This window comes from Thalassobaculum sp. (assembly GCF_040219615.1).
In the GTDB taxonomy this organism is placed as follows: Bacteria; Pseudomonadota; Alphaproteobacteria; order Thalassobaculales; family Thalassobaculaceae; genus Thalassobaculum_A.
In genome coordinates this window covers 346,993-368,783 of sequence record NZ_JAVJSE010000041.1, presented here as the reverse complement: position 1 = coordinate 368,783, position 21,791 = coordinate 346,993, and the positions used below count along the sequence as shown (strand labels likewise).

Here is a 21,791-nt window from a genome sequence, read left to right as displayed (position 1 = left end):
ACGGCGCCGACACACGCACGGGATACCGATGACCGCCTCGATCTTCGACCGCGACCTGCCGTCCGGACCGGCCAATCATGCGCCGCTGACGCCGCTGGACTACCTCGACCGGGCGGCCGCGACCTATCCCGACAAGGTGGCGGTCGTGCACGGCCAGGCGACCTGGACCTATGGCGAGATGTATGCCCGTTGCCGGCGGCTGGCCTCGGCTTTGGCGGCGCGCGGCATCGGCGTCGGCGACACCGTGGCGATCCTGGCGCCCAACACCCCGGCCATGCTGGAGGCGCATTACGGGGTGCCGATGGCGGGGGCGGTGCTGAACGCCATCAACTACCGGCTCGACGCCGCGACCATGGGCTTCATCCTGGACCACGGCGAGGCCCGGCTGGTGCTGGTGGACCGCGAGTTCACCGGCGTCATGGCAGAGGCCGTGGCCGCCAGCGCCAGCAAGCCGCCGGTGGTCTGGATCGACGATCTGCTCGCCGAATCGGGCGAGCCGCTGGGCGAGATGGAGTACGAGGACCTGCTGGCGACCGGCGACCCGGACCACGCCTGGACGCGGCCGGCCGACGAGTGGGCGGCGCTGGCGCTGAACTACACCAGCGGCACCACCGGCAACCCGAAGGGCGTGGTGTTCCATCATCGCGGCGCGTTCCTGAACGCCATGGGCAACGCCATCGCCTTCGGGCTGGACGCCGATACCCGGTACCTCTGGACCCTGCCGATGTTCCACTGCAACGGCTGGACCTTCACCTGGGCGGTGACGGCGGTCTGCGGCACCCATGTCTGCCTGCGCCGGGTGGATCCGGCGCTGATCTTCCCGGCGATCGCCGACCACCTGGTGTCGCACATGTGCGGCGCGCCGATCGTGCTGACCATGCTGATCCACGCGCCGGACCAGGTGAAGCGGCGGTTCGGCCACACCGTCTCGATCGCCACCGGCGGGGCGGCGCCGCCGAGCGCGGTGATCGCCGGAATGGAGCGCATGGGCTTCAAGGTCACCCATCTGTACGGCCTGACCGAGACCTACGGTCCGTCGACGATCTGCGCCTGGCCGCCGGAATGGGACGCCCTCGATCCAGACGCCAAGGCCCGCAAGATGGCGCGCCAGGGCGTGTGGTATCCGACCATCGAGGGCATGCGGGTGGTCGACACCGAGGCCGGGCGCGACGTGCCGGCCGACGGCGCGACCATCGGCGAGCTCTGGCTGCGCGGCAACACCGTCATGAAGGGCTATCTGAAGAATCCGAAGGCGACCGCCGAGGCCCTGGCCGGGGGCTGGTTCCATACCGGCGACCTCGCGGTGATGCACGGCGACGGCTATATCGAGGTCAAGGACCGCTCCAAGGACATCATCATCTCCGGCGGCGAGAACATCTCGTCGCTCGAGCTCGAGGACGTGCTGTACCGCCACCCGTCGATCATGGAGGCGGCGGTGGTGGCGCGGCCGGACGAGCGCTGGGGCGAGACGCCCTGCGCCTTCGTGACCGTCAAGCCGGGCGCCGAACTGACCGCCGAAGCGGTGATCGCCTGGTGCCGCGAGAACATGGCGCGCTTCAAGGTCCCGAAGACCGTGGTGTTCGGCGAGCTGCCGAAGACCTCGACCGGCAAGATCCAGAAATTCGTGCTGCGCGAGCGGGCCGGCGGCCTCTGACTAGCCGAGGTCGTCCAGCTCGGCGAAGTCCGGCGGCACGGCGTCGAGCCGACGGCCGGCCCGGACCACGACCCGGTCGCTCTGCGGGCGGGCCAGCAGTTCGTCCCAGCGCCGCGCACTGAACAGGATCAGGTCAGCCGGCCGGCCGACCGCGATCCGGCCCGCGGCGATCCCCATCACGTCGGCCGGTGTGCATGCCACCGCGGCCGGCCAGGCACCGACCGGAAGGTCGAGATGGCCCAGGCGCACGGCGCTGCGGAACACCTCCAGCAGGTCCAGGTCGCCATAGGCATGGAACGGGTCGCGGGTGTTGTCGCTGGCGACGGCCACCGCGACGCCGTGCCCGGCCATGTCGAGGATCGGCGCCACGCCGCGCAGCCGTGGGCTGCGGCCGGGCGCCCGGGCCTGCAGAAACTCGTTGCACATCGGCAGCGACACCGCGGCGACGCCGAGGTCGGCCATCCGGGCGATGCTGCGCGCCGCCTCGGCCTCGGGCCGGGTCGACAGGCTGCACAGGTGCCCGAGGGTGACCGGTCCCGCATAGCCGGTGCGCTCGATCGCGTCGAGTACCCGGTCCAGCTCCGCGACCGTCGGGTCGAGGCTCTCGTCGACATGCATGTCGACCGCCAGGCCGCGCTCGGCGGCGAGCGTGAACACGCGGTCGAGCAATGCGTCGTTGTCCGGGCCCGGGTAGGTGACGGCCCCCAGCACGCCGTGGTTCTCGGCCACCAGGTCGGCGATCCTGCGGGCATAGTCCTGCTCGGCGTAGAACCCGATCGGCACCAGGGCCGATGGCTGCAGGTCGATGCGGCCGGCCCAGGCCTCGCGGACCGGGGCCAGTGCCCGCCAGGAACGCGCCGGATCGTCCTGGGCGGTGTCCAGGTGGGTGCGGATCGCCACCGTGCCGTGGGCATGGGCGCAGCGCAGGGCGAAATCCATGCGCCGGCTGATGTCGTCGGCCGTCCAGCGGCTCTCGCGGTCGACCGGGACCGCCGCCAGGGCGCCGTCGAAGTCGTTCGTCGGGTTCGGGCAGCGCGGCAGGATGTGGCCCTTGTCGAGATGGGTGTGCAGGTCGACCAGGCCGGGCCAGACCTGCCGGCGCTCACGGTCGACGATCGGCAGGTCGCCGGCCACGGTGCCGGGCGACGCGATCGCTGCGATCCGGCCGGCATCGACCACCAGGTCGCAGACCGTCATCCCGTCGGGGCCGGCGACGGGGCCATCGGGGGCATCCAGCAGCACGCTCGGCACCGCCGCGTTGGCCAGGCCCCATCGTCCACCGTCAGGGATCATCATTCCTCGCTTCGGATCGCGCTGTCGTGCCAGCGCCGGAGCACAAGGTGCTGCAGGAGGGTGAAGGCGAGGAATATCACGATGCCGGTCAGCGAGATCAACAGCAGGGCGGCGAACATCCGCGGGATCTCGAGCCGGTACCCGGATTCCAGGATCCGGTAGGCGAGGCCGGAGGCGGTGCCGGCCGAGCCGGCGGCGAACTCGGCGACGATCGCGCCGATCAGCGACAGGCCGCCGGCGATCCGCAGCCCGGCCAGGAAATACGGCATCGCCGACGGCAGGCGCAGATGGCGCAGGGTCTGCCAGCGGGTGGCGCCGTACAGCCGGAACAGCGCCAGCAGGTTGTGGTCGGCCGAGTTCAGCCCGAGGGTGGTGTTCGACAGGATCGGGAAGAACGCCACGATCCAGGCGCAGATCAGCAGCGCGGCGTGCACGTTGTCGACATAGATCAGGATCAGCGGCGCGATCGCGATCACCGGCGTGACCTGCAGGACCACCGCGTAGGGGAAGAAGCTGAGCTCGATCCATTTCGACTGTGCGAACAGCACCGCCAGCAGCAGCCCGCCGAAGGTCGCGACCGCCAGCGCCAGCACCGTGATCTCGACCGTGATCAGCAGCGACGGCCACAGCGTGCCCCAGTCGTCGACCAGGCTCCGCAGGACCAGCAGCGGCCCGGGCAGGATGTAGGGCGGGACCTCGTTGACCCGCACGAAGATGTCCCAGCCGGACAGCACGACCAGGCCGACCACCAGGGGGGCCAGGACCCGGGCCAGGCGCTCGCGCCGCCGGGCCTCCCGCGCGGCCGCCAGCCGCCGGCCGACGTCGGACGCCTCGGCGGCCAGATCGGTTGCCGCCTCGCGCGGGGTCACGCCGCTTCCCCCATGGCGCGCTGCAGCACCGTGCTGGTCGCCCGGCAGATCTCGGCGAAGCGCGGGTCGGTGCGGAACGCGGCGCTGCGCGGGTAGGGGACGTCGACCGCGATCTCGCCGGCGATCCGGCCGGGCCGGGCCGACATGACCGCGATCCGGGAGGCCAGGAAGGCGCTCTCGAACACGCTGTGGGTGACGAACACCACGGTCCAGCCCTGGGCCTCGGTCAGGCGCAGGAGGTCGTCGTTCAGCTTGAACCGGGTGATCTCGTCGAGGGCGGCGAACGGCTCGTCCATCAGCAGCAGTCGCGGCCGGGTGACCAGGGCGCGGGCGATCGACACCCGCATCCTCATGCCGCCCGACAGCTCGCGCGGGTAGGCCGCCTCGAAGCCGTCGAGCCCGACCCCGGCCAGCGCCGCGCGGACCCGGTCGCCGGCGCCGCGCCGGGAGATCCCAGCCAGCCGGAGCGGCAGCCAGACATTGTCGAAGGCCGACGCCCAGGGCATCAGCGTCGGTTCCTGGAAGACATAGGCAATGTCATGGTGGGCGATGTCGTGCCGGGCGGGATCGCCGGTCGCGGCGGACGCCGAGACCCGCACGGTGCCGGCGTCCGCCGACATCAGGCCGGCGACGATCCGCAGCGCCGTGCTCTTGCCGCAGCCCGACGGGCCCAGCAGGCTCAGGAACTCGCCCTCGCGCACCTCCAGGTCGAGGCCGTCGAGCGCGACCACGCCGTTGGAGAACTCCTTGCGGACGCCGCCGAGGCGGATGACCGGCGGGGCGGCGGTCCCGGTCATTGCTTGCCGAGCAGCTCGCGCTTGCGGTCCAGCCCGACGCCCTTGTTGACGAACCGCAGGGTGTAGCCCCGCTCCGCCAGCGGCAGGCCGTCGCGATACAGGCCGGCATCGACCGCGAACCGGTAGAAGGACTGCCATCGCGCGTCGGTCATGGCGTTGATCCCCAGCGTCTCTGTGTCGCCGGAGTCGACGATGCCGTACTGCTTCATCTTGGCGATCGAATAGGCGAGCTGGTCGTCGGAGATGTCGGGGTTGTCGCGCTTGATCAGTTCGTCGGCGGCGCGGTGGTCGCCATACAGGTAGTTCACCCAGCCGAGCGCGGTGGCGTCGACGAAGCGCTGCACCAGGTCCGGGTTCTCGTCGACCAGCTTCCACGAGGTCTCGACTGTGGTCGAGTAGCTCGCGTAGCCGTTGTCGGCCAGCAGAAAGACCCGCGGCACGAAGCCGCCGACCCGCTCGACCGCGAACGGCTCGGAGGTGACGTAGCCCTGCTGGCCCCAGTCCTTGTTGGCGATGAACGGCGCCGGGTTGAAGGTGTAGGGCCTGATCTGCTCGTCGCTGAAGCCGTAGGCCTTCTTCAGCCACTGCCAGAAGGTGATCTGGCCGCCCTTGCCGATCAGCAGGGTGACGCCCTTCAGGTCGGCCAGCGACTTGTAGGGCGAGTCGGGATGCACCATCAGGATCTGCGGATCCTTCTGGAACGCTGCCGCGACGGTCACCATCGGCACGTCGTTGGTGAGGTAGTTGAAAGCGGCGAACATGTTGCCGCCCATGTTGAAGTCGATCTTGCCGGCGGCCAGCAGCTGCGGATGGTTGATGTTGGGGCCGCCCTGCCGGATCGTGACGTCCAGGCCGTATTTCTCGTAGGTGCCGTCGACCACGGCCTGGTAATAGCCGCCGTGTTCGGCCTGGGCCTTCCAGTTGGTTCCGAAGGTGACCTTGTCCAGCGCGGCGGCCGGCAGGGCGGCGAGCGCGGCGGCGAGGCCGGCGAGTGCAAGCGATCCGATCCAACGCCAGGACGTCATCGTTTTCCCCCGTGACCCGGTGACGACACCGATCCGACAAGGTTATCGACAGCTCTCGCACTGCACAATCGCCGCGCACGCCCGACGACCGGCCCTTGATGTCGTGGCCATGCGTCGTTATCTAGCCGGGCCCTCTGACCTGGGACACGAACACCATGAGCGCGCTCGCCGAGGAGGTTGCCCGGCGCCGGACATTCGCGATCATCTCGCACCCGGATGCCGGCAAGACCACGCTGACCGAAAAGCTGCTGCTGTTCGGCGGCGCCATCCAGCTCGCGGGCGCCGTCAAGGCGCGCGGCGCGGCGCGGCGCGCGCGCTCGGACTGGATGAAGGTCGAGCAGGAGCGCGGCATCTCGGTGGCGTCGTCGGTCATGACCTACGACTACGCCGGCCGCACCTTCAACCTGCTCGACACCCCGGGCCACGAGGATTTCTCGGAGGACACCTACCGCACCCTGACGGCTGTCGACTCGGCGGTCATGGTAATCGACGCCGCCAAGGGTATCGAGGAGCAGACCCGCAAGCTGTTCGAGGTCTGCCGGCTGCGCGACGTGCCGATCGTCACCTTCGTGAACAAGCTGGATCGCGAGAGCCGCGATCCCTTCGAGCTGCTCGACGAGATCGAGCAGACCCTGGCGCTCGACGTGTCGCCAGCGAGCTGGCCGATCGGCATGGGCTCGCGCTTCAAGGGCTGCTACGACCTGCTGCGCGACCAGCTGATCCTGGTGGAGCGCGGCAGCCACGACCGCCCGGCCGAAGGCATCCAGTGCCGTGGGCTGGACGACCCCAAGCTCGATGAACTGCTGCCGGCCGAGCTGGTGCGCGAGCTGCGCGAGCAGGTCGAGATGGCCCGCGGCCTGTGCCCGGAATTCGACCTGGAGGCGTTCCGGCACGGCACCATGACGCCGGTGTTCTTCGGCAGCGCGCTGAACAACTTCGGGGTCCGCGAGCTGCTCGAGGGGGTGGCCGAGTTCTCGCCGCCGCCGCGCCCGCAGCCGGCGGTCGAGCGGCAGATCTTTCCGACCGAGGACAAGGTCTCGGCCTTCGTGTTCAAGATCCAGGCGAACATGGATCCCAAGCACCGCGACCGCATCGCCTTCGTGCGGCTGAGCTCCGGCCATTTCAAGCGCGGCATGAAGCTGAAGCACATCCGCAGCGGCAAGTTCATGACCATGCACACCCCGGTGCTGTTCCTGGCGCGCGACCGGGAGACCGCCGAGGAAGCCTGGCCGGGCGACATCATCGGCATCCCGAACCACGGCAACCTGCGGATCGGCGACACCCTGACCGAGGGCGAGGAGCTGCACGTCACCGGCATCCCGAGCTTCGCGCCCGAGCTGCTGCAGCGGGTTCGCCCTTCGGATCCTATGAAAATGAAACACTTGTCGCGTGCTGTTGAGCAACTGGCTGAGGAAGGAGCCGCCAAGGCCTTCAAGACCCGGCTCGGCAGCCAGTGGATCGTCGGCGTGGTCGGCGCCCTGCAGTTCGAGGTGCTGGCCGACCGCATCCGCACGGAATACGACGTGCCGGTGACCTTCGAGACCGCCGGGCTGCATACCGCCCGCTGGATTGCGGCCGACGACCCGGCCGAGCTGAAGCGCTACACCGACGCCAACCAGGGCGACCTGGCGGAGGACCACGACGGCGACCCGGTGTTCCTGGCGCGCAACGCCTGGCACCTCAAGCACACCGCCGAGACCTGGCCCAAGCTGCGGTTTCTCGCGACCAAGGAACAGCTGACCTGACCGACGGGCCGGCCGTCGCACGATCGTCACAGAATCCCCGATTGCCGCCGGCACCGCCGCGCGGCAAAGTTCGGCCATGACCGACACAGCGACCGCCGAGAGCCTGCTCGACCGCACGCTCCGGAACCTTCGAAGCGCCTGGAGCGACCTGTCCGATTCGACGCGCTACTACCTGTCCGGCACGCCGCGGCCGGACCTGTCGGGCGACGACCTGGGCAGGATGCGGCAGCAGATGCTGGACTGCCTGGAGGCCAAGGGCGGGGAGGTCTCCGCGCGCGCCCGCGCCGCCGAGCTCGGCCGCTCCTACCTGTCCCTCAACGCCACCGGCCGGAACCGCTTCCTGTCGCTGCTCGCCGAGGAATTCGGCCCCGATCGCGCCCAGGTCGCCGTGGCGGTCGAGGCCCTGCAGTCAGCCGAGGGCGAGGAGGGGCGCCGTCGCGCGGAGCGGCGTCTGCGTGATGCCCTGGTGCCGCGCTGGCGGCGACTGCTGACCCGCTTCAACGCCCTGCCGGAAGGTGTGAAGTTCCTGGTCGACCTGCGGGCCGAGCTGCTCGGGATGGCGAAGGAATCGCCGGAACTGGCGGATCTCGACGCCGATCTCCGCGAGCTGCTCGCCGCCTGGTTCGACGTCGGGCTGCTGGAACTTCGCCAGATCACCTGGGAGGCGCCGGCCGCCTTGCTGGAGAAGCTGATCGCCTACGAGGCGGTCCACAAGATCCGCTCCTGGGAGGACCTGAAGAACCGGTTGGACTCGGATCGCCGCTGCTTCGCCTACTTCCATCCGAACATGCCGCACGAACCGCTGATCTTCGTGGAGGTCGCGCTGGTCGACGGCATTTCCGGCGACGTGCTGTCACTGCTCGACGAGGATGCCCCGCGAACCGACCCGAAGACCGCGAACTCGGCGATCTTCTACTCGATCTCCAACGCCCAGCGCGGCCTGGCGGGTATCAGCTTCGGGAATTTCCTGATCAAGCGGGTCGTCGACCTCCTGCAGCACGACTTCCCGAACCTGAAGAACTTCGCGACGCTGTCGCCGATTCCAGGTTTCCGCGCCTGGTTCGCCGACACCGTCGCGGCCGGCGACGGGCCGACCCTGACGACGGCGGAGCGGCGAAGCCTGCTGCAGGCGCTCGGTCTCGATGACGACGAGAGCGGCGATGCCGAACTCGTCGGCAAGGCCCTGGCCAGCGACCGCTGGCCGTCGGACGAGGCCCTGACGGACGCCCTGAAAGCGCCGATGATGCGGATGGCGGCGCGCTACCTGACCTCCGCCAAGCGCAGCAACGGCACGGCGCGCGACCCGGTCGCGCATTTCCACCTGTCGAACGGCGCCAGGATGGAGCGGCTGAACTGGCTCGGCGACCCGACGCCCAACGGGCTGCGGCAGTCCTGCGGGATGATGATCAACTATCTCTACAAGCTCAGCGAGATCGACGAGAACCACGAGGCCTACTCGGACGGCGCCAAGATCGCCACGTCCTCGGCCATGCGGGCGCTCGCACGCTCCTGATCCGCGGGCCTGCCGCGGTTGACGCGGGATGCGAGGTCATATAGCAGTGCGCCTCCTGACGTAGGGCGCGCAACGCTCGGCGCGGGTGTGGTGGAACTGGTAGACACGCTGGATTTAGGTTCCAGTGGCGCAAGCCATGGGGGTTCAAGTCCCTCCACCCGCACCATTCGCGCCGGTCGGAACGCGACCGCGGGCCCTTGATCGACCGGGTGTTTTCCATGCAAGTCAACGAGACCCTCAACGAGGGACTGAAGCGCGAATTTACGATCGTCGTTCCGGCGTCGGAGATCGACGCGGAACTGAACGGGCGGCTCGCCGAGCTGGCCCCGCAGATGAGCCTGCCGGGCTTCCGCCCGGGCAAGGTTCCGCCGACCCTGCTGAAGGCCCGCTACGGCGATTCCCTGCTCGGCGAGATCCTCGAGAAGGCGGTCAACAGCAACACCGAGATGGCGCTGACCGAGCGCGGGCTGCGCCCGGCGGTCCAGCCGCGCGTCGAGATCACCTCCTACGACAAGGGCAAGGATCTCGAATACAAGGTGTCGGTCGAGCTGATGCCGGAGATCGAGCCGGTCGACTTCGCCTCGCTGTCGGTCGAGCGCACGGTCGCGACGGTCGACGACAAGGCGGTCGGCGAGGCCATCGATCGCATGGCCGGCCAGCAGAAGGACAGCGAGCCGGTCACCGAGGAGCGCGGCGCCGCCGAGGGCGATGTCGTCGTGATCGACTTCGAGGGCAAGATCGACGGCGTGCCGTTCGACGGCGGGGCCGCTCAGGACCACCACCTCGAGCTCGGCTCCAACTCCTTCATTCCGGGCTTCGAGCCGCAGCTGGTGGGGGCCAAGGTCGGCGAGAGCCGCGACGTCACCGTGAACTTCCCGGACGACTACCAGGCCTCGCACCTGGCCGGCAAGGAAGCGGTGTTCGGCGTCACGGTGAAGGAACTGCGTGCCCCCAAGCCGGTCACCATCGACGATGCCTTCGCCCAGCGTTTCGGGCTCGACACCCTGGACGCGTTGCGCGAGGCGGTCCGCGAGCAGATGCAGGGCGAGTTCGCCGAGGCGGCCCGCGCCAAGACCAAGCGGTCGCTGCTCGACGCGCTGGCCGACAAGCACAGCTTCACCGTGCCGCCGGGCATGGTCGAGGAGGAGTATCGCGGGATCGTCCACCAGGTGGTGGCGCATTCCGGCCGCGAGCAGGCGCAGGATCACGATCATGGGCACGACCATGATCACGATCACGATCATGACCACGATCATGACCACGACCACGATCATCACGCCCATGGCGACGATCATCACGACCACTCCGGCCACCCGTCCGAGGACGAGAAGATCTCGGAGGAGGAGCGGGCCGAGTACCGGCAGATCGCCGAGCGCCGGGTGCGCCTGGGGCTGCTGCTCTCCGAGGTCGGCCGGATGAACAACATCCAGGTCACCGACGAGGAGGTGACCAACGCGATCCGGACCCAGGCAGGCCGCTTCCCCGGCCAGGAGCGGTTCGTATTCGAGTACTACCAGAAGAACCCGGAGGCCCTGGCCCAGGTCCGTGCGCCGCTGTTCGAGGACAAGGTCGTCGACTTCATTCTCGAGATGGCGACCGTGACCGAGAAGCAGGTGACCCCGGAGCAGCTGTTCGCCGACGACGACGACGAGACCGGCGCGGAGAGCGAGGCGGGCGAGAAGAAGAAGCCCGCGAAGAAGGCGGCCGCCAGCAAGCCGAAGGCAACCAAGGCCAAGAAGCCGAAGGCCAAGGCCGACGAGGACGAGGGGAGCGCGGCCGAGTGATCCTCGGCCACGACCTGCATGGGCTGGCGGTCACGGCCGGCACACCCCATATTGCGCTAACTGATCTTCCGGCCCCGGTCCGCGGGCCGCGACACCAGCACGAAGGTACGGCATCGATGTCCAGCCCGTTCGAGATCACCATGAACTCGCTCGTGCCGATGGTGGTCGAGCAGACCAACCGGGGAGAGCGGGCGTACGACATCTTCTCCCGCCTCCTGAAGGAGCGGATCATCTTCGTGATGGGACCGATCAACGACGCGGTCTCCAGCGTGGTGTGTGCGCAGCTGCTGTTCCTCGAGGCGGAGAACCCGACCAAGGACATCGCGATGTACATCAACTCGCCGGGCGGCATCGTGACGTCCGGCCTGGCGATGTACGACACCATGGAGTACATCCGTCCGGAGGTCTCCACGGTGTGCATCGGCCACGCCGCGTCCATGGGCTCGCTGCTGTTGGCGGCCGGCGCCGCCGGCAAGCGCTTCTGCCTGCCGAACTCCAAGGTGATGATTCACCAGCCGTCCGGCGGCTTCCAGGGCCAGGCTTCCGACATCGAGATCCACGCCCGCGAGATCATCCGCACGCGGGAACGCCTCAACCAGATCTACGTGAAGCATACCGGCCGCTCGATGGACGACATCGAGCGCGGCATGGACCGCGACAACTTCATGACCGCCGAGGAGGCCAAGGGATTCGGCCTGATCGACGAGGTCATCGACAAGCGGCCGGCCCCGGTCGAGACCGATAAGACCGGCGGGTGAGCGCGCCGTTGCGGCACGCCGGTTCGACCGCGATTGTCCGGTTAAGGAAATTTTACCGGACATTGTGGTCTTTTTCGCATTGTCGCCCCGGAAACCGGGCGGCTAACATAAATCCGGTGGATCAGACGACCAGGACCGAGAAACCATGAGCAAGTCCGGTAGCGGCAGCGGGGGCGATTCCAAGAACACCCTCTACTGCTCGTTCTGCGGGAAGAGCCAGCACGAGGTCCGCAAACTCATCGCAGGCCCGACTGTCTTTATCTGCGACGAGTGTGTCGAACTCTGCATGGACATCATCCGTGAAGAGCACAAGACCACCCTCGTGAAGTCCCGCGACGGGGTCCCGACGCCAGGCGACATCTGCCAGGTGCTGGACGACTACGTGATCGGCCAGTACAAGGCCAAGCGCATCCTGTCGGTGGCGGTTCACAACCATTACAAGCGGCTCGCGCACGGCCAGAAGAACAACGACGTCGAACTGGCCAAGTCGAACATCCTGCTGATCGGCCCGACCGGTTGCGGCAAGACCCTGCTGGCGCAGACGCTCGCCCGCATCATCGACGTGCCGTTCACGATGGCGGACGCCACGACGCTGACCGAGGCCGGCTACGTCGGCGAGGACGTCGAGAACATCATCCTCAAGCTGCTGCAGTCCGCCGACTACAACGTCGAGCGCGCGCAGCGCGGCATCGTCTACATCGACGAGGTCGACAAGATCAGCCGCAAGTCGGACAACCCCTCGATCACCCGCGACGTGTCGGGCGAGGGTGTCCAGCAGGCCCTGCTGAAGATCATGGAAGGCACGGTCGCCAGCGTCCCGCCGCAGGGCGGCCGCAAGCACCCGCAGCAGGAGTTCCTGCAGGTCGACACCACCAACATCCTGTTCATCTGCGGCGGCGCCTTCGCCGGGCTCGAGAAGATCATCTCGAACCGCTCGCGCGGCTCGTCGATCGGCTTCGGCGCCGATGTCCGGGCGCCGGACGATCGCCGCACCGGCGAGATCCTGCGCGAGGTCGAGCCCGAGGACCTGCTGAAATTCGGCCTGATCCCGGAGTTCGTCGGCCGCCTGCCGGTGCTCGCCACCCTCGAGGACCTCGAGGAGGAGGCCCTGGTCGACATCCTCACCAAGCCGAAGAACGCCCTGGTCAAGCAGTACCAGCGGCTGTTCGAGATGGAGGATGTCCGCCTGGAGTTCCGCGAGGACGCGCTGCGGGCGATCGCCCGCAAGGCGATCGACCGGAAGACCGGCGCGCGCGGCCTGCGCTCGATCATGGAAAGCATCCTGCTCGATCCGATGTACGACCTTCCGTCGCTCGAGGGCGTCGAGGAGATCATCATCAACGGGGATGTCGTCGGCCAGGGGGCCAAGCCCATCATGGTCCATGCCGAGCGCCGAGAGGACGTCAGCACGGGCGCTTGATCGTTTCGGCCTTGATTGGCAACGGGACGGGCGCCACCTAACAGGTCGTGCGCAGGGTCCCATCCCCCGCCCTGCGTGACGCGAGAGACTTCGATCGCGGGGGAGGCGCTTAGTTGAGGCCAAAGCACGTGTCAGTTGGTACCGAGGTTTTTCCGGTTCTGCCGTTGCGGGATATCGTCGTCTTCCCGCACATGATCGTTCCCCTGTTCGTGGGGCGCGACAAATCGGTGCGGGCGCTGGAAGACGTGATGAAGGATGACAAGCAGATCCTGCTGGTCACCCAGAAGAATGCCGCGGACGACGACCCGGCCGCCGAGGAGATCTTCGAGGTCGGCACGGTCGGAACCGTCCTGCAACTGCTGAAGCTGCCCGACGGCACCGTCAAGGTGCTGGTCGAGGGCGGCCGCCGGGCCCGCATCCTGCGCTATACCGCGACCGACAATTTCTTCGAGGCCGAGGCCGAGGAGATCGAGGAGGACGCGGGCGACCGCCAGGAGGTCGAGGCGCTGTCGCGTGCGGTGATCGCGCAGTTCGAGCAGTACATCAAGCTGAACAAGAAGATCCCGCCGGAGGTCCTGGTCTCGGTCAACCAGATCGAGGAGCCGGCCAAGCTCGCCGACACCATCGCCTCGCATCTGGCACTCAAGATCGCCGACAAGCAGGACCTGCTGGAGACGGCCGGCGTTGTCGCCCGGCTGGAGCGGGTCTACGGCTTCATGGAAGGCGAGATCGGCGTCCTGCAGGTCGAGAAGCGCATCCGCAACCGGGTCAAGCGCCAGATGGAGAAGACCCAGCGGGAGTACTATCTCAACGAGCAGATGAAGGCGATCCAGAAGGAGCTGGGCGAGGGCGAGGACGGCCGCGACGACATCCAGGAACTCGAGGACCTGATCGCCAAGACCAAGCTCTCGAAGGAGGCGCGGGACAAGGCGCAGCAGGAGCTCAAGAAGCTGCGCAACATGAGCCCGATGTCGGCCGAGGCGACCGTGGTCCGCAACTACCTCGACTGGCTGCTGCAGATTCCCTGGAAGAAGCGCTCGAAGATCAAGAAGGACCTGAACAACGCCGAGCAGGTCCTGAACGCCGACCACTACGGTCTGGAGAAGGTCAAGGAGCGGATCGTCGAGTACCTCGCGGTGCAGACCCGGATCGGCAAGCTCAAGGGCCCGATCCTGTGCCTGGTCGGGCCGCCGGGCGTCGGCAAGACCTCGCTGGGCAAGTCGATCGCGCGGGCGACCGGCCGGAACTTCGTGCGGATGTCGCTCGGCGGCGTGCGGGACGAGGCCGAGATCCGCGGCCATCGCCGGACCTATATCGGCGCGCTGCCGGGCAAGGTCATCCAGGGCATGAAGAAGGCCAAGACGTCGAACCCGCTGTTCCTGCTCGACGAGATCGACAAGCTCGGCCAGGACTACCGCGGCGACCCGTCGTCGGCCCTGCTCGAGGTGCTCGATCCGGAGCAGAACAACACGTTCCAGGACCACTACCTGGAGGTCGACTACGACCTGTCGGACGTGATGTTCGTGACCACGGCCAACACCCTGCGGATGCCGCAGCCGCTGCTCGACCGCATGGAGATCATCCGGCTGTCCGGCTACACCGAGGACGAGAAGGTCGAGATCGCCCAACGCCACCTGACCCCCAAGCAGGTCAAGGAGCACGGCCTCAAGCCGGGCGAGTGGTCGATCTCCGAGGAGGCCCTGCGCGACCTGATCCGGTACTACACGCGCGAGGCCGGCGTCCGGAACCTGGAGCGCGAGCTGGCGAACCTGACCCGCAAGGCGGTCAAGGAGATCCTCAGCACCGGCAAGACCAAGGTCGCCGTCACCCGTCGGAACCTCGACACCTATGCCGGCGTGCGGAAGTTCCGCTACGGCGAGGCCGAGGAGATCGACATGGTCGGCGTCACCACCGGTCTGGCCTGGACCGAGGTCGGGGGCGAGTTGCTGTCGATCGAATCGGTGACCGTGCCGGGCAAGGGCAAGGTGATCACCACCGGCAAGCTCGGGGACGTGATGCGGGAATCGGTGCAGGCCGCCGAGTCCTTCGTGAAGTCTCGCTGCTATACCTTCGGCATCGATCCGAAGCTGTTCGAGCGGCGCGACATCCATGTGCACGTGCCGGAGGGCGCGACGCCGAAGGACGGTCCGTCGGCCGGCGTGGCCATGGTCACCTCGATCGTCTCGGTGCTAACCGGTATCCCGGTCCGCCGGGACGTCGCGATGACCGGCGAGGTCACGCTGCGGGGTCGGGTGCTGCCGATCGGCGGGCTGAAGGAGAAGCTGCTGGCGGCCCTCCGGGGCGGGCTGAAGATGGTCCTGATCCCGAAGGACAACGAGAAGGACCTGACGGAAATCCCGGACAACGTGAAGAAGGGGCTGAAGATCATCCCGGTCTCCACGGTCGACGAGGTGATCGGTCACGCCCTGACGAGCCAGCCGGTCCCGATCGACCCGACCAGCCTCGAGGAGAAGGCCAAGGACCTCGAATCGATCACGCCGAGCCCGAAGGGCGAGGTTGTCGAGGGCGTCATCACTCATTAGGCGAGTTGACTGCCATCAATCGGTGTGACGGCCGCCCCATTCCTGTGGTGCGGCCGTCGCTTTTCAACCGTTAAGTCGGTATCGGGCGTCAAATATGAGCCGAAAACCGCAGAAAACCTCGCAAAAGCATGGTGTCAGCGATTGACGGCCGACAAAGCCGCGATTTAAAGTCCTTCGCGTTGCGTCGTTCGATCGATGCGCGCAGATATTCTCTCTCGCCACATTTGGGGGGCTAACGTGAACAAGAACGAGCTCGTTGCCGCGGTCGCAGATTCGACCGGTCTTTCCAAGGCAGATTCCGGTAAGGCCGTCGACGCCGTGTTCGACGTCATCACCGGACAGCTGAAGAAGGGGGGAGAGGTTCGCCTCGTTGGATTTGGGACATTCTCCGTCGCGTCCCGCGCTGCCAGCGAGGGTCGCAACCCGCGTACTGGGGACAAGATTAAGATTCCGGCCTCCAAGCAGCCGAAGTTCAAGCCGGGCAAGGGGCTTAAGGACTCCGTCAACTGAGTTCTCCCAAGGTTTTGTGCAGACGCCGGCACTCTCGGGTGCCGGCGTCTTGCATTTTGGGCCCAGACTGTGGATAGAGACCCGTGGCCGGCGGCGATACGTCCCCGGTCCGGCACGGGCGGTTAGCTCAGTTGGTAGAGCGAGCGGTTTACACCCGCTAGGTCGGCGGTTCGAACCCGTCACCGCCCACCAGCCCGCCTTGCGGGCCCGGTCCCCTCAGCACCGAATCACCGTCAGATCGATCGGCCGCGCAGTACCGCGTAGTTGTACATGGTCTGCAGTTCACCGCGGATCGCCGGGGTCACCCGCCCGTCGCGAATCGCCTCGGCGTGGCGCCGAATGTCACGCTTGATGTCCGTGGACACGTTCGCACTTGCCATCAGGAGCCGGTACATCACCGCCGGGCTCGCCCGATCGAGCGGCGGCGGTTCGCCATCTCCGTCCTCGTCGGGGTCGGCCGCCAGGTCCTCGGCGGCACTGGCACGCACCCGCATGAGTTTGCGCGGCAGGACCACGTCGATCCAGTCCATCCCGTAGCTGTTGAGGATGCGACTGGCCGCCGACACGGCGTTCAGGACCTCGCCGTCACGGTCGCTGGACAGCAGCGCCATCAGTTTCAGAAAGCGCTCGTAGTCCTGCGCGGTCATCTGATCCAAGGAGCGGATCCTCCGGGCGTTTTCGGCTCTCGGGCCGTGATGGACCAGTGTAGCGGACGGATCGTGCGACGCGAAGAAGGTGCGCTTGACAGGCCCCTGGGGAGCGAGTACATCACGCGCCTCGACGCACTCGGCGGTCTCGCCGGGGTCGACATCGAGGGGGTGTAGCTCAGTCGGTTAGAGCGCTGGCCTGTCACGCCAGAGGCCGCGGGTTCGAGTCCCGTCACTCCCGCCATTTCTCGAAAAATCCGAATATCGTACGCCGCGCGACGCAGGGTCGCAGCGGGCCGCGGGGGTGCGGCACGACGCGGTTCCCGGATATTCCCGGGCTGTGGCTTTGCCTTGTTCTCCCGGTGTGCGGCGCACTATAGTGCCGCCGCGAACGCCGGGGATCGGGGCCTCGGCGCCGCGTCGAATCCTGAGCGCCGGGGAGAGCGCCGATGAACGAACTGCTGACCGAGTATCTGCCGATCCTGATCTTCCTGGCGATCGCCGTCGGATTGTCGCTGGCGATGGTCGTGGCGTCCTTCGTGGTCGGCACCCAGCGGCCGGACTCAGAGAAGCTCTCGGCCTACGAATGCGGTTTCGAGGCGTTCGACGACTCCCGCCGGCAGTTCGACGTCCGGTTCTACCTGGTGGCCATCCTGTTCATCATCTTCGACCTCGAGGTCGCGTTCCTGTTTCCGTGGGCGATCTCGCTGGGCGATATCGGCCTGTTCGGATTCTGGTCGATGGTGGTGTTCCTCGGGATCCTGACCATCGGCTTCGTATACGAGTGGAAGAAGGGAGCCCTGGAATGGGAGTGATGAACGCCGGTCGGCCGACCCCCGCGGGGGCCGACCAGGACGCGATCCTCGGCGCCGTCGGCGACGAGATCCGCGAGAAGGGGTTCGTGATCGCCCAGGCCGACAAGCTGTTCAACTGGGCGCGCTGCGGATCGCTGTGGCCGATGACCTTCGGTCTGGCCTGCTGCGCGGTCGAGATGATGCACACGGCGGCCAGCCGCTACGACCTCGACCGGTTCGGGCTGGTATTCCGGCCGAGCCCGCGGCAGTCCGACGTGATGATCGTCGCCGGCACGCTGACCAACAAGATGGCGCCGGCCCTGCGCAAAGTGTACGACCAGATGGCCGAGCCGCGCTGGGTGATCTCCATGGGATCCTGCGCGAACGGCGGGGGCTACTATCACTATTCCTACTCGGTGGTGCGCGGCTGCGACCGGATCGTCCCGGTCGACATCTACGTTCCGGGCTGCCCACCGACGGCCGAGGCGCTGCTGTACGGCGTGCTTCAGCTGCAGCGGAAGATCAAGCGAACCGCCACGATCGCGCGCTGATGCGCGACCGGGCAGGGCACTGACACGGAGGCACGCGATCCCAATGGCGACGGCCATGCCTGCCGATACCGTTAACGCACTGAAGGACCTGGCACTCTACATCGAGAGCCAGTTGGGGCAGGACGTGTACGACGTCGTCCTGTCCGGCGGCGAGCTTTCGCTGCGCTGCCGGCCGCCGTCGGTCCTGAAGGTGCTGTCCTTCCTGCGCGACGACAGTCAGTGCCTGTTCAAGGGGCTGATGGACCTGTGCGGAGTCGATTATCCGCAGCGCGAGCAGCGCTTCGAGGTGGTCTACAATCTGCTCTCGATCCGCCAGAACCTGCGCGTCCGGCTCAAGGTACCGACCGACGAGAACACCCCGGTGCCGTCAGCGACCGTGCTGTTCAGCTCGGCCGGCTGGCTCGAGCGCGAGACCTGGGACATGTACGGCATCTACTTCTCCGACCACCCGGACCTGCGGCGGCTGCTGACGGACTACGGTTTCGAAGGGCATCCGATGCGCAAGGATTTCCCGCTCACCGGCTATGTCGAGGTCCGCTACGACGACGCCCAGAAGCGGGTGGTGTACGAGCCGGTCAAGCTGACCCAGGAATTCCGCAACTTCGATTTCCTGAGTCCGTGGGAGGGCGCCCAGGCGGTGCTGCCGGGCGACGAGAAGGCCGACAAGGCGCCGGAGGGCCAGGGCTGATGGCCGAGACCCAGATCAAGCCGCTCACCATGAACTTCGGGCCGCAGCACCCTGCGGCCCACGGGGTGCTCCGTCTCGTGCTGGAGATGGACGGCGAGGTGGTCGAGCGTGCCGACCCGCATATCGGACTGCTGCACCGTGGCACCGAAAAGCTGATCGAGTACAAGACCTACCTGCAGGCGGTGCCGTATTTCGACCGGCTCGACTACGTCGCGCCGATGAACCAGGAGCATGCCTACGCGCTCGGCGTGGAGAAGCTGCTGGGGATCGAGGTGCCGAAGCGCGGCCAGTACATCCGCGTGCTGTACGCCGAGATCGGCCGGATCCTGAACCACCTGCTGAACCTCACGACCTTCGCGCTCGACGTCGGCGCCATGACGCCGCTGCTCTGGGGCTTCGAGGAGCGCGAGAAGCTGATGGCGTTCTACGAGCGGGTATCGGGCGCGCGGCTGCATGCCGCGTACTTCCGCCCGGGCGGCGTCCACCAGGACCTGCCGGCCGGCCTGCTCGAGGACATCAAGGCCTGGGCCGACCAGTTCCCGAAGTTCATCGACGACATGGAATCGCTGCTGACCGGCAACCGGATCTTCAAGCAGCGCACCGTCGACATCGGCGTGGTCACCCGCGAGGAGGCCCTGGACCACGGCTTCTCGGGCCCGGTGCTGCGCGGCTCGGGCGTGCCGTGGGACCTGCGCGTGGCTCAGCCCTACGACGCCTACGACGAGATGGAGTTCGACGTCCCGATCGGCAAGACCGGCGACTGCTACGCCCGCTACCTGGTCCGGGTCGAGGAGATGCGGCAGTCGCTGCGGATCATCGACCAGTGCATCGAGCGGATGCCGGACGGGCCGGTGAAGAGCGCCGATCGCAAGGTCACCGCGCCGAAGCGGGGCGAGATGAAGCGCTCGATGGAAGCGCTGATCCATCACTTCAAGCTCTATACCGAGGGCTATCACGTGCCGGCCGGCGAGACCTATGCCGCCGTCGAGGCGCCGAAGGGCGAGTTCGCGGTGTTCCTGGTGTCCGACGGCACCAACAAGCCGTACCGCTGCAAGATCCGGGCGCCCGGATTCGCGTTCCTGGCGGCCATGGACTTCCTCACGAAGGGCCACATGCTCGCCGACACGGTGGCGATCATCGGCTCGCTGGACATCGTGTTCGGGGAGATCGACCGTTGAGCGGCAAGCATATCGCCGAGACCAAGGACCAGCCGGCGGCGTTCGCCTGGACGCCCGACAGCGAGGCCCAGATCGCCAGGATCCTGGCCAAGTATCCGGAAAACCGGAAGGCCAGCGCGGTCCTGCCGCTGCTGGACCTGGCACAGCGCCAGCACGACAACTGGATCCCGCTGGCGGCGATCGACGCGATCGCCGAGCGGCTCGGGATGGCGCGGATCCGGGTGCTGGAGGTCGCGACCTTCTACACGATGTACAACCTTGCCCCGGTCGGGAAATGGTTCCTGCAGGCCTGCACGACGACGCCGTGCTGGCTGCGCGGCTCCGATCAGGTCATGCGCTGCATCAAGGACAAGCTCGGGCTGGACAACCACGGCCGGACCGCGGACGGACAGTTCTCGCTGCTGGAGGTCGAGTGCCTCGGGGCCTGCGTCAACGCGCCGATCCTGCAGGTCAACGACGATTTCTACGAGGACATGGACTACGAGACCACGGCGGCCCTGCTGGACTCGCTCAAGGGGGGCAAGCAGCCGCCGGTCGGATCCATGAAGGGGCGGGTGACCTCGCAGTCGATCGCCGGCCCGACCTCGCTGACCGCGCTCAAGGACTCCGAAGGCGTCCCGTCGTGGTTCGCCGCGAACAAGGCCGCCGCCGGGGGTGGAGACGACTGATGCTGAAGGACGAGGATCGCATCTTCACCAACGTCTACGGCTGGTTCGACGCCGGGCTGGCCGGCGCGCGCAAGCGGGGCGACTGGTCGAACACCAAGGAACTGCTGGGCCGGACGCCCGAGGACATCGTCGAGGCGGTGAAGGCCTCCGGCCTGCGCGGCCGCGGCGGCGCCGGCTTCCCGACCGGGCTGAAGTGGTCCTTCATGCCCAAGGAAGTGAAGGAGAAGCCGCACTATCTGGTGGTCAACGCCGACGAGTCGGAGCCCGGCACCTGCAAGGACCGGGACATCCTGCGCCATGAGCCGCACAAGCTGGTCGAGGGCTGCCTGATCGGCGGCTACGCCATGCGCGCCAAGGCCGCCTACATCTACATCCGCGGCGAGTTCTACAACGAGGCGGTCGCGCTGCAGAAGGCGATCGACGAGGCCTACGACGCCGGCCTGATCGGCAAGAACGCCTGCGGATCCGGCTACGACTTCGACGTCTACCTGCACCGCGGTGCCGGCGCCTATATCTGCGGCGAGGAAACCGCGCTGCTGGAGTCGCTGGAGGGCAAGAAGGGCCAGCCGCGCCTGAAGCCGCCGTTCCCGGCCGGCGTCGGCCTGTACGGCTGCCCGACCACCGTGAACAACGTGGAATCGGTGGCGGTGGTCCCGACCATCCTGCGGCGCGGGCCGGAATGGTTCGCCGGCCTGGGGCGGCCGAAGAATTCCGGCACCAAGCTGTTCTGCATCTCCGGACACGTGAACAACCCGTGCAACGTCGAGGAGGAGCTCGGCATTCCGCTGCGCGAGCTCATCGAGAAGCATGCCGGCGGGGTGATCGGGGGCTGGGACAACCTGCTGGCGGTGATTCCCGGCGGCTCGTCGGTGCCGGTGCTGCCCAAGGCGATCTGCGACGAGGTCCTGATGGACTTCGATTCGCTCCGCGAGGTGCGGTCGGGCCTGGGTACCGCCGCGGTGATCGTCATGGACAAGTCGACCGACATCGTGAAGGCGATCGCCCGCCTCAGCTACTTCTACAAGCACGAAAGCTGCGGCCAGTGCACGCCGTGCCGCGAGGGTGCGGGCTGGATGTGGCGGGTCATGGAGCGCATGGTGCGCGGCGAGGCCGACGTCGACGAGATCGACGTGCTGGAGGAGGTGTCCCGGCAGATCGAGGGCCACACCATCTGCGCGCTCGGCGACGCCGCGGCCTGGCCGGTCCAGGGCCTGATCCGGCACTTCCGGCCGGAGATGGAACGTCGGATCAATGCACGCAAATCCGGCAAGCCGGTGATGCCGACCGCCCAGGCGGCCGAGTGACGGACGCATCCGGCTCGGCCGGACGAGCGGGGCAGAGGGACGGAGAGAGG

Annotated in this window: 19 protein-coding genes and 3 tRNA genes; 17 read left to right on the top strand and 5 right to left on the bottom strand. The window is 67.5% G+C overall.

Annotated features, from left to right (window positions below; genetic code table 11):
- The first annotated feature begins 28 nt into the window (after positions 1 to 28).
- A complete protein-coding gene (locus RIC31_RS24710; RefSeq protein ID WP_350114512.1) occupies positions 29 to 1,654 on the top strand; it encodes an acyl-CoA synthetase in 1,626 nt (541 codons plus the stop codon).
- Here the strand turns inward: RIC31_RS24710 and RIC31_RS24705 are convergent, their stop codons facing one another.
- From RIC31_RS24705 to RIC31_RS24690, 4 genes are read right to left on the bottom strand one after another with little or no spacing between them, the layout of a single operon-like run.
- Positions 1,655 to 2,950 carry a cytosine deaminase gene (locus RIC31_RS24705; RefSeq protein WP_350114509.1) on the bottom strand — a complete coding sequence of 432 codons (1,296 nt, stop codon included), beginning with the start codon at positions 2,948 to 2,950 and terminating at the stop codon, positions 1,655 to 1,657.
- Positions 2,947 to 3,816, bottom strand: a complete 870-nt coding sequence (locus RIC31_RS24700; protein WP_350114506.1) for an ABC transporter permease — start codon at positions 3,814 to 3,816, stop codon at positions 2,947 to 2,949. The genes RIC31_RS24705 and RIC31_RS24700 overlap by 4 nt, the downstream gene beginning before the upstream one ends.
- Positions 3,813 to 4,613 (bottom strand): ABC transporter ATP-binding protein, encoded by an 801-nt coding sequence (locus RIC31_RS24695; RefSeq protein ID WP_350114503.1) that lies wholly within the window; start codon positions 4,611 to 4,613, stop codon positions 3,813 to 3,815. The genes RIC31_RS24700 and RIC31_RS24695 overlap by 4 nt, the downstream gene beginning before the upstream one ends.
- Positions 4,610 to 5,638 (bottom strand): ABC transporter substrate-binding protein, encoded by a 1,029-nt coding sequence (locus tag RIC31_RS24690; RefSeq protein WP_350114500.1) that lies wholly within the window; start codon positions 5,636 to 5,638, stop codon positions 4,610 to 4,612. The genes RIC31_RS24695 and RIC31_RS24690 overlap by 4 nt, the downstream gene beginning before the upstream one ends.
- 155 nt (positions 5,639 to 5,793) lie before the next feature.
- Here RIC31_RS24690 and RIC31_RS24685 point away from each other — a divergent pair, with 155 nt between their 5' ends.
- The 9 genes from RIC31_RS24685 to RIC31_RS24645 all read left to right on the top strand — a co-directional run bounded on the left by RIC31_RS24685 (position 5,794) and on the right by RIC31_RS24645 (position 16,103).
- A complete protein-coding gene (locus tag RIC31_RS24685) occupies positions 5,794 to 7,383 on the top strand; it encodes a peptide chain release factor 3 (RefSeq protein ID WP_350114497.1) in 1,590 nt (529 codons plus the stop codon).
- Positions 7,384 to 7,459: 76 nt separating this feature from the next.
- Positions 7,460 to 8,896, top strand: coding sequence for a malonyl-CoA decarboxylase (locus RIC31_RS24680; RefSeq protein WP_350114494.1), 1,437 nt, complete (start codon positions 7,460 to 7,462; stop codon positions 8,894 to 8,896).
- An 81-nt stretch (positions 8,897 to 8,977) separates the two neighbouring features.
- A tRNA-Leu gene (locus RIC31_RS24675) sits at positions 8,978 to 9,062 on the top strand.
- 52 nt (positions 9,063 to 9,114) lie between these two features.
- Positions 9,115 to 10,680: a trigger factor gene (gene tig / locus RIC31_RS24670; RefSeq protein WP_350114491.1), complete on the top strand. Its 1,566-nt coding sequence runs from the start codon at positions 9,115 to 9,117 to the stop codon at positions 10,678 to 10,680.
- 116 nt (positions 10,681 to 10,796) lie between these two features.
- Positions 10,797 to 11,438, top strand: a complete 642-nt coding sequence (clpP, locus tag RIC31_RS24665; protein ID WP_350114488.1) for an ATP-dependent Clp endopeptidase proteolytic subunit ClpP — start codon at positions 10,797 to 10,799, stop codon at positions 11,436 to 11,438.
- 145 nt (positions 11,439 to 11,583) lie between these two features.
- Entirely contained in the window at positions 11,584 to 12,858 is a 1,275-nt protein-coding gene (gene clpX, locus RIC31_RS24660) for an ATP-dependent Clp protease ATP-binding subunit ClpX (RefSeq protein WP_350114485.1), read from the top strand.
- Between the two features lie 128 nt (positions 12,859 to 12,986).
- Positions 12,987 to 15,401 (top strand): endopeptidase La, encoded by a 2,415-nt coding sequence (gene lon, locus RIC31_RS24655; RefSeq protein WP_350114482.1) that lies wholly within the window; start codon positions 12,987 to 12,989, stop codon positions 15,399 to 15,401.
- A gap of 237 nt (positions 15,402 to 15,638) precedes the next feature.
- Positions 15,639 to 15,911: an HU family DNA-binding protein gene (locus RIC31_RS24650; RefSeq protein WP_350114479.1), complete on the top strand. Its 273-nt coding sequence runs from the start codon at positions 15,639 to 15,641 to the stop codon at positions 15,909 to 15,911.
- A 116-nt stretch (positions 15,912 to 16,027) separates the two neighbouring features.
- Positions 16,028 to 16,103 (top strand) — tRNA-Val (locus RIC31_RS24645).
- Between the two features lie 41 nt (positions 16,104 to 16,144).
- Here RIC31_RS24645 and RIC31_RS24640 read toward each other — a convergent pair.
- Entirely contained in the window at positions 16,145 to 16,567 is a 423-nt protein-coding gene (locus RIC31_RS24640; protein WP_350114476.1) for a hypothetical protein, read from the bottom strand.
- A 158-nt stretch (positions 16,568 to 16,725) separates the two neighbouring features.
- On the opposite strand from RIC31_RS24640, the gene RIC31_RS24635 reads away from it, so the two are divergent.
- From RIC31_RS24635 to nuoF, 7 genes are all read left to right on the top strand, one after another.
- Positions 16,726 to 16,802 (top strand) — tRNA-Asp (locus tag RIC31_RS24635).
- Positions 16,803 to 17,007: 205 nt separating this feature from the next.
- Positions 17,008 to 17,373: an NADH-quinone oxidoreductase subunit A gene (locus tag RIC31_RS24630; RefSeq protein WP_350114473.1), complete on the top strand. Its 366-nt coding sequence runs from the start codon at positions 17,008 to 17,010 to the stop codon at positions 17,371 to 17,373.
- Positions 17,364 to 17,903: a NuoB/complex I 20 kDa subunit family protein gene (locus RIC31_RS24625; RefSeq protein ID WP_350114469.1), complete on the top strand. Its 540-nt coding sequence runs from the start codon at positions 17,364 to 17,366 to the stop codon at positions 17,901 to 17,903. The genes RIC31_RS24630 and RIC31_RS24625 overlap by 10 nt, the downstream gene beginning before the upstream one ends.
- 43 nt (positions 17,904 to 17,946) lie before the next feature.
- On the top strand, positions 17,947 to 18,591 hold the full coding sequence (locus RIC31_RS24620) for an NADH-quinone oxidoreductase subunit C (protein WP_350114466.1): 645 nt from the start codon (positions 17,947 to 17,949) through the stop codon (positions 18,589 to 18,591).
- On the top strand, positions 18,591 to 19,769 hold the full coding sequence (locus RIC31_RS24615; protein WP_350114463.1) for an NADH-quinone oxidoreductase subunit D: 1,179 nt from the start codon (positions 18,591 to 18,593) through the stop codon (positions 19,767 to 19,769). The genes RIC31_RS24620 and RIC31_RS24615 overlap by 1 nt, the downstream gene beginning before the upstream one ends.
- Positions 19,766 to 20,437 (top strand): NADH-quinone oxidoreductase subunit NuoE, encoded by a 672-nt coding sequence (gene nuoE, locus RIC31_RS24610; RefSeq protein ID WP_350114460.1) that lies wholly within the window; start codon positions 19,766 to 19,768, stop codon positions 20,435 to 20,437. Before RIC31_RS24615 ends, nuoE begins: the two co-directional genes overlap by 4 nt.
- The gene (gene nuoF, locus RIC31_RS24605) at positions 20,437 to 21,741 is read left to right on the top strand and encodes an NADH-quinone oxidoreductase subunit NuoF (protein WP_350114458.1); all 1,305 of its coding nucleotides are present in this window, start codon (positions 20,437 to 20,439) and stop codon (positions 21,739 to 21,741) included. The genes nuoE and nuoF overlap by 1 nt, the downstream gene beginning before the upstream one ends.
- The last annotated feature ends 50 nt before the right edge of the window (positions 21,742 to 21,791 follow it).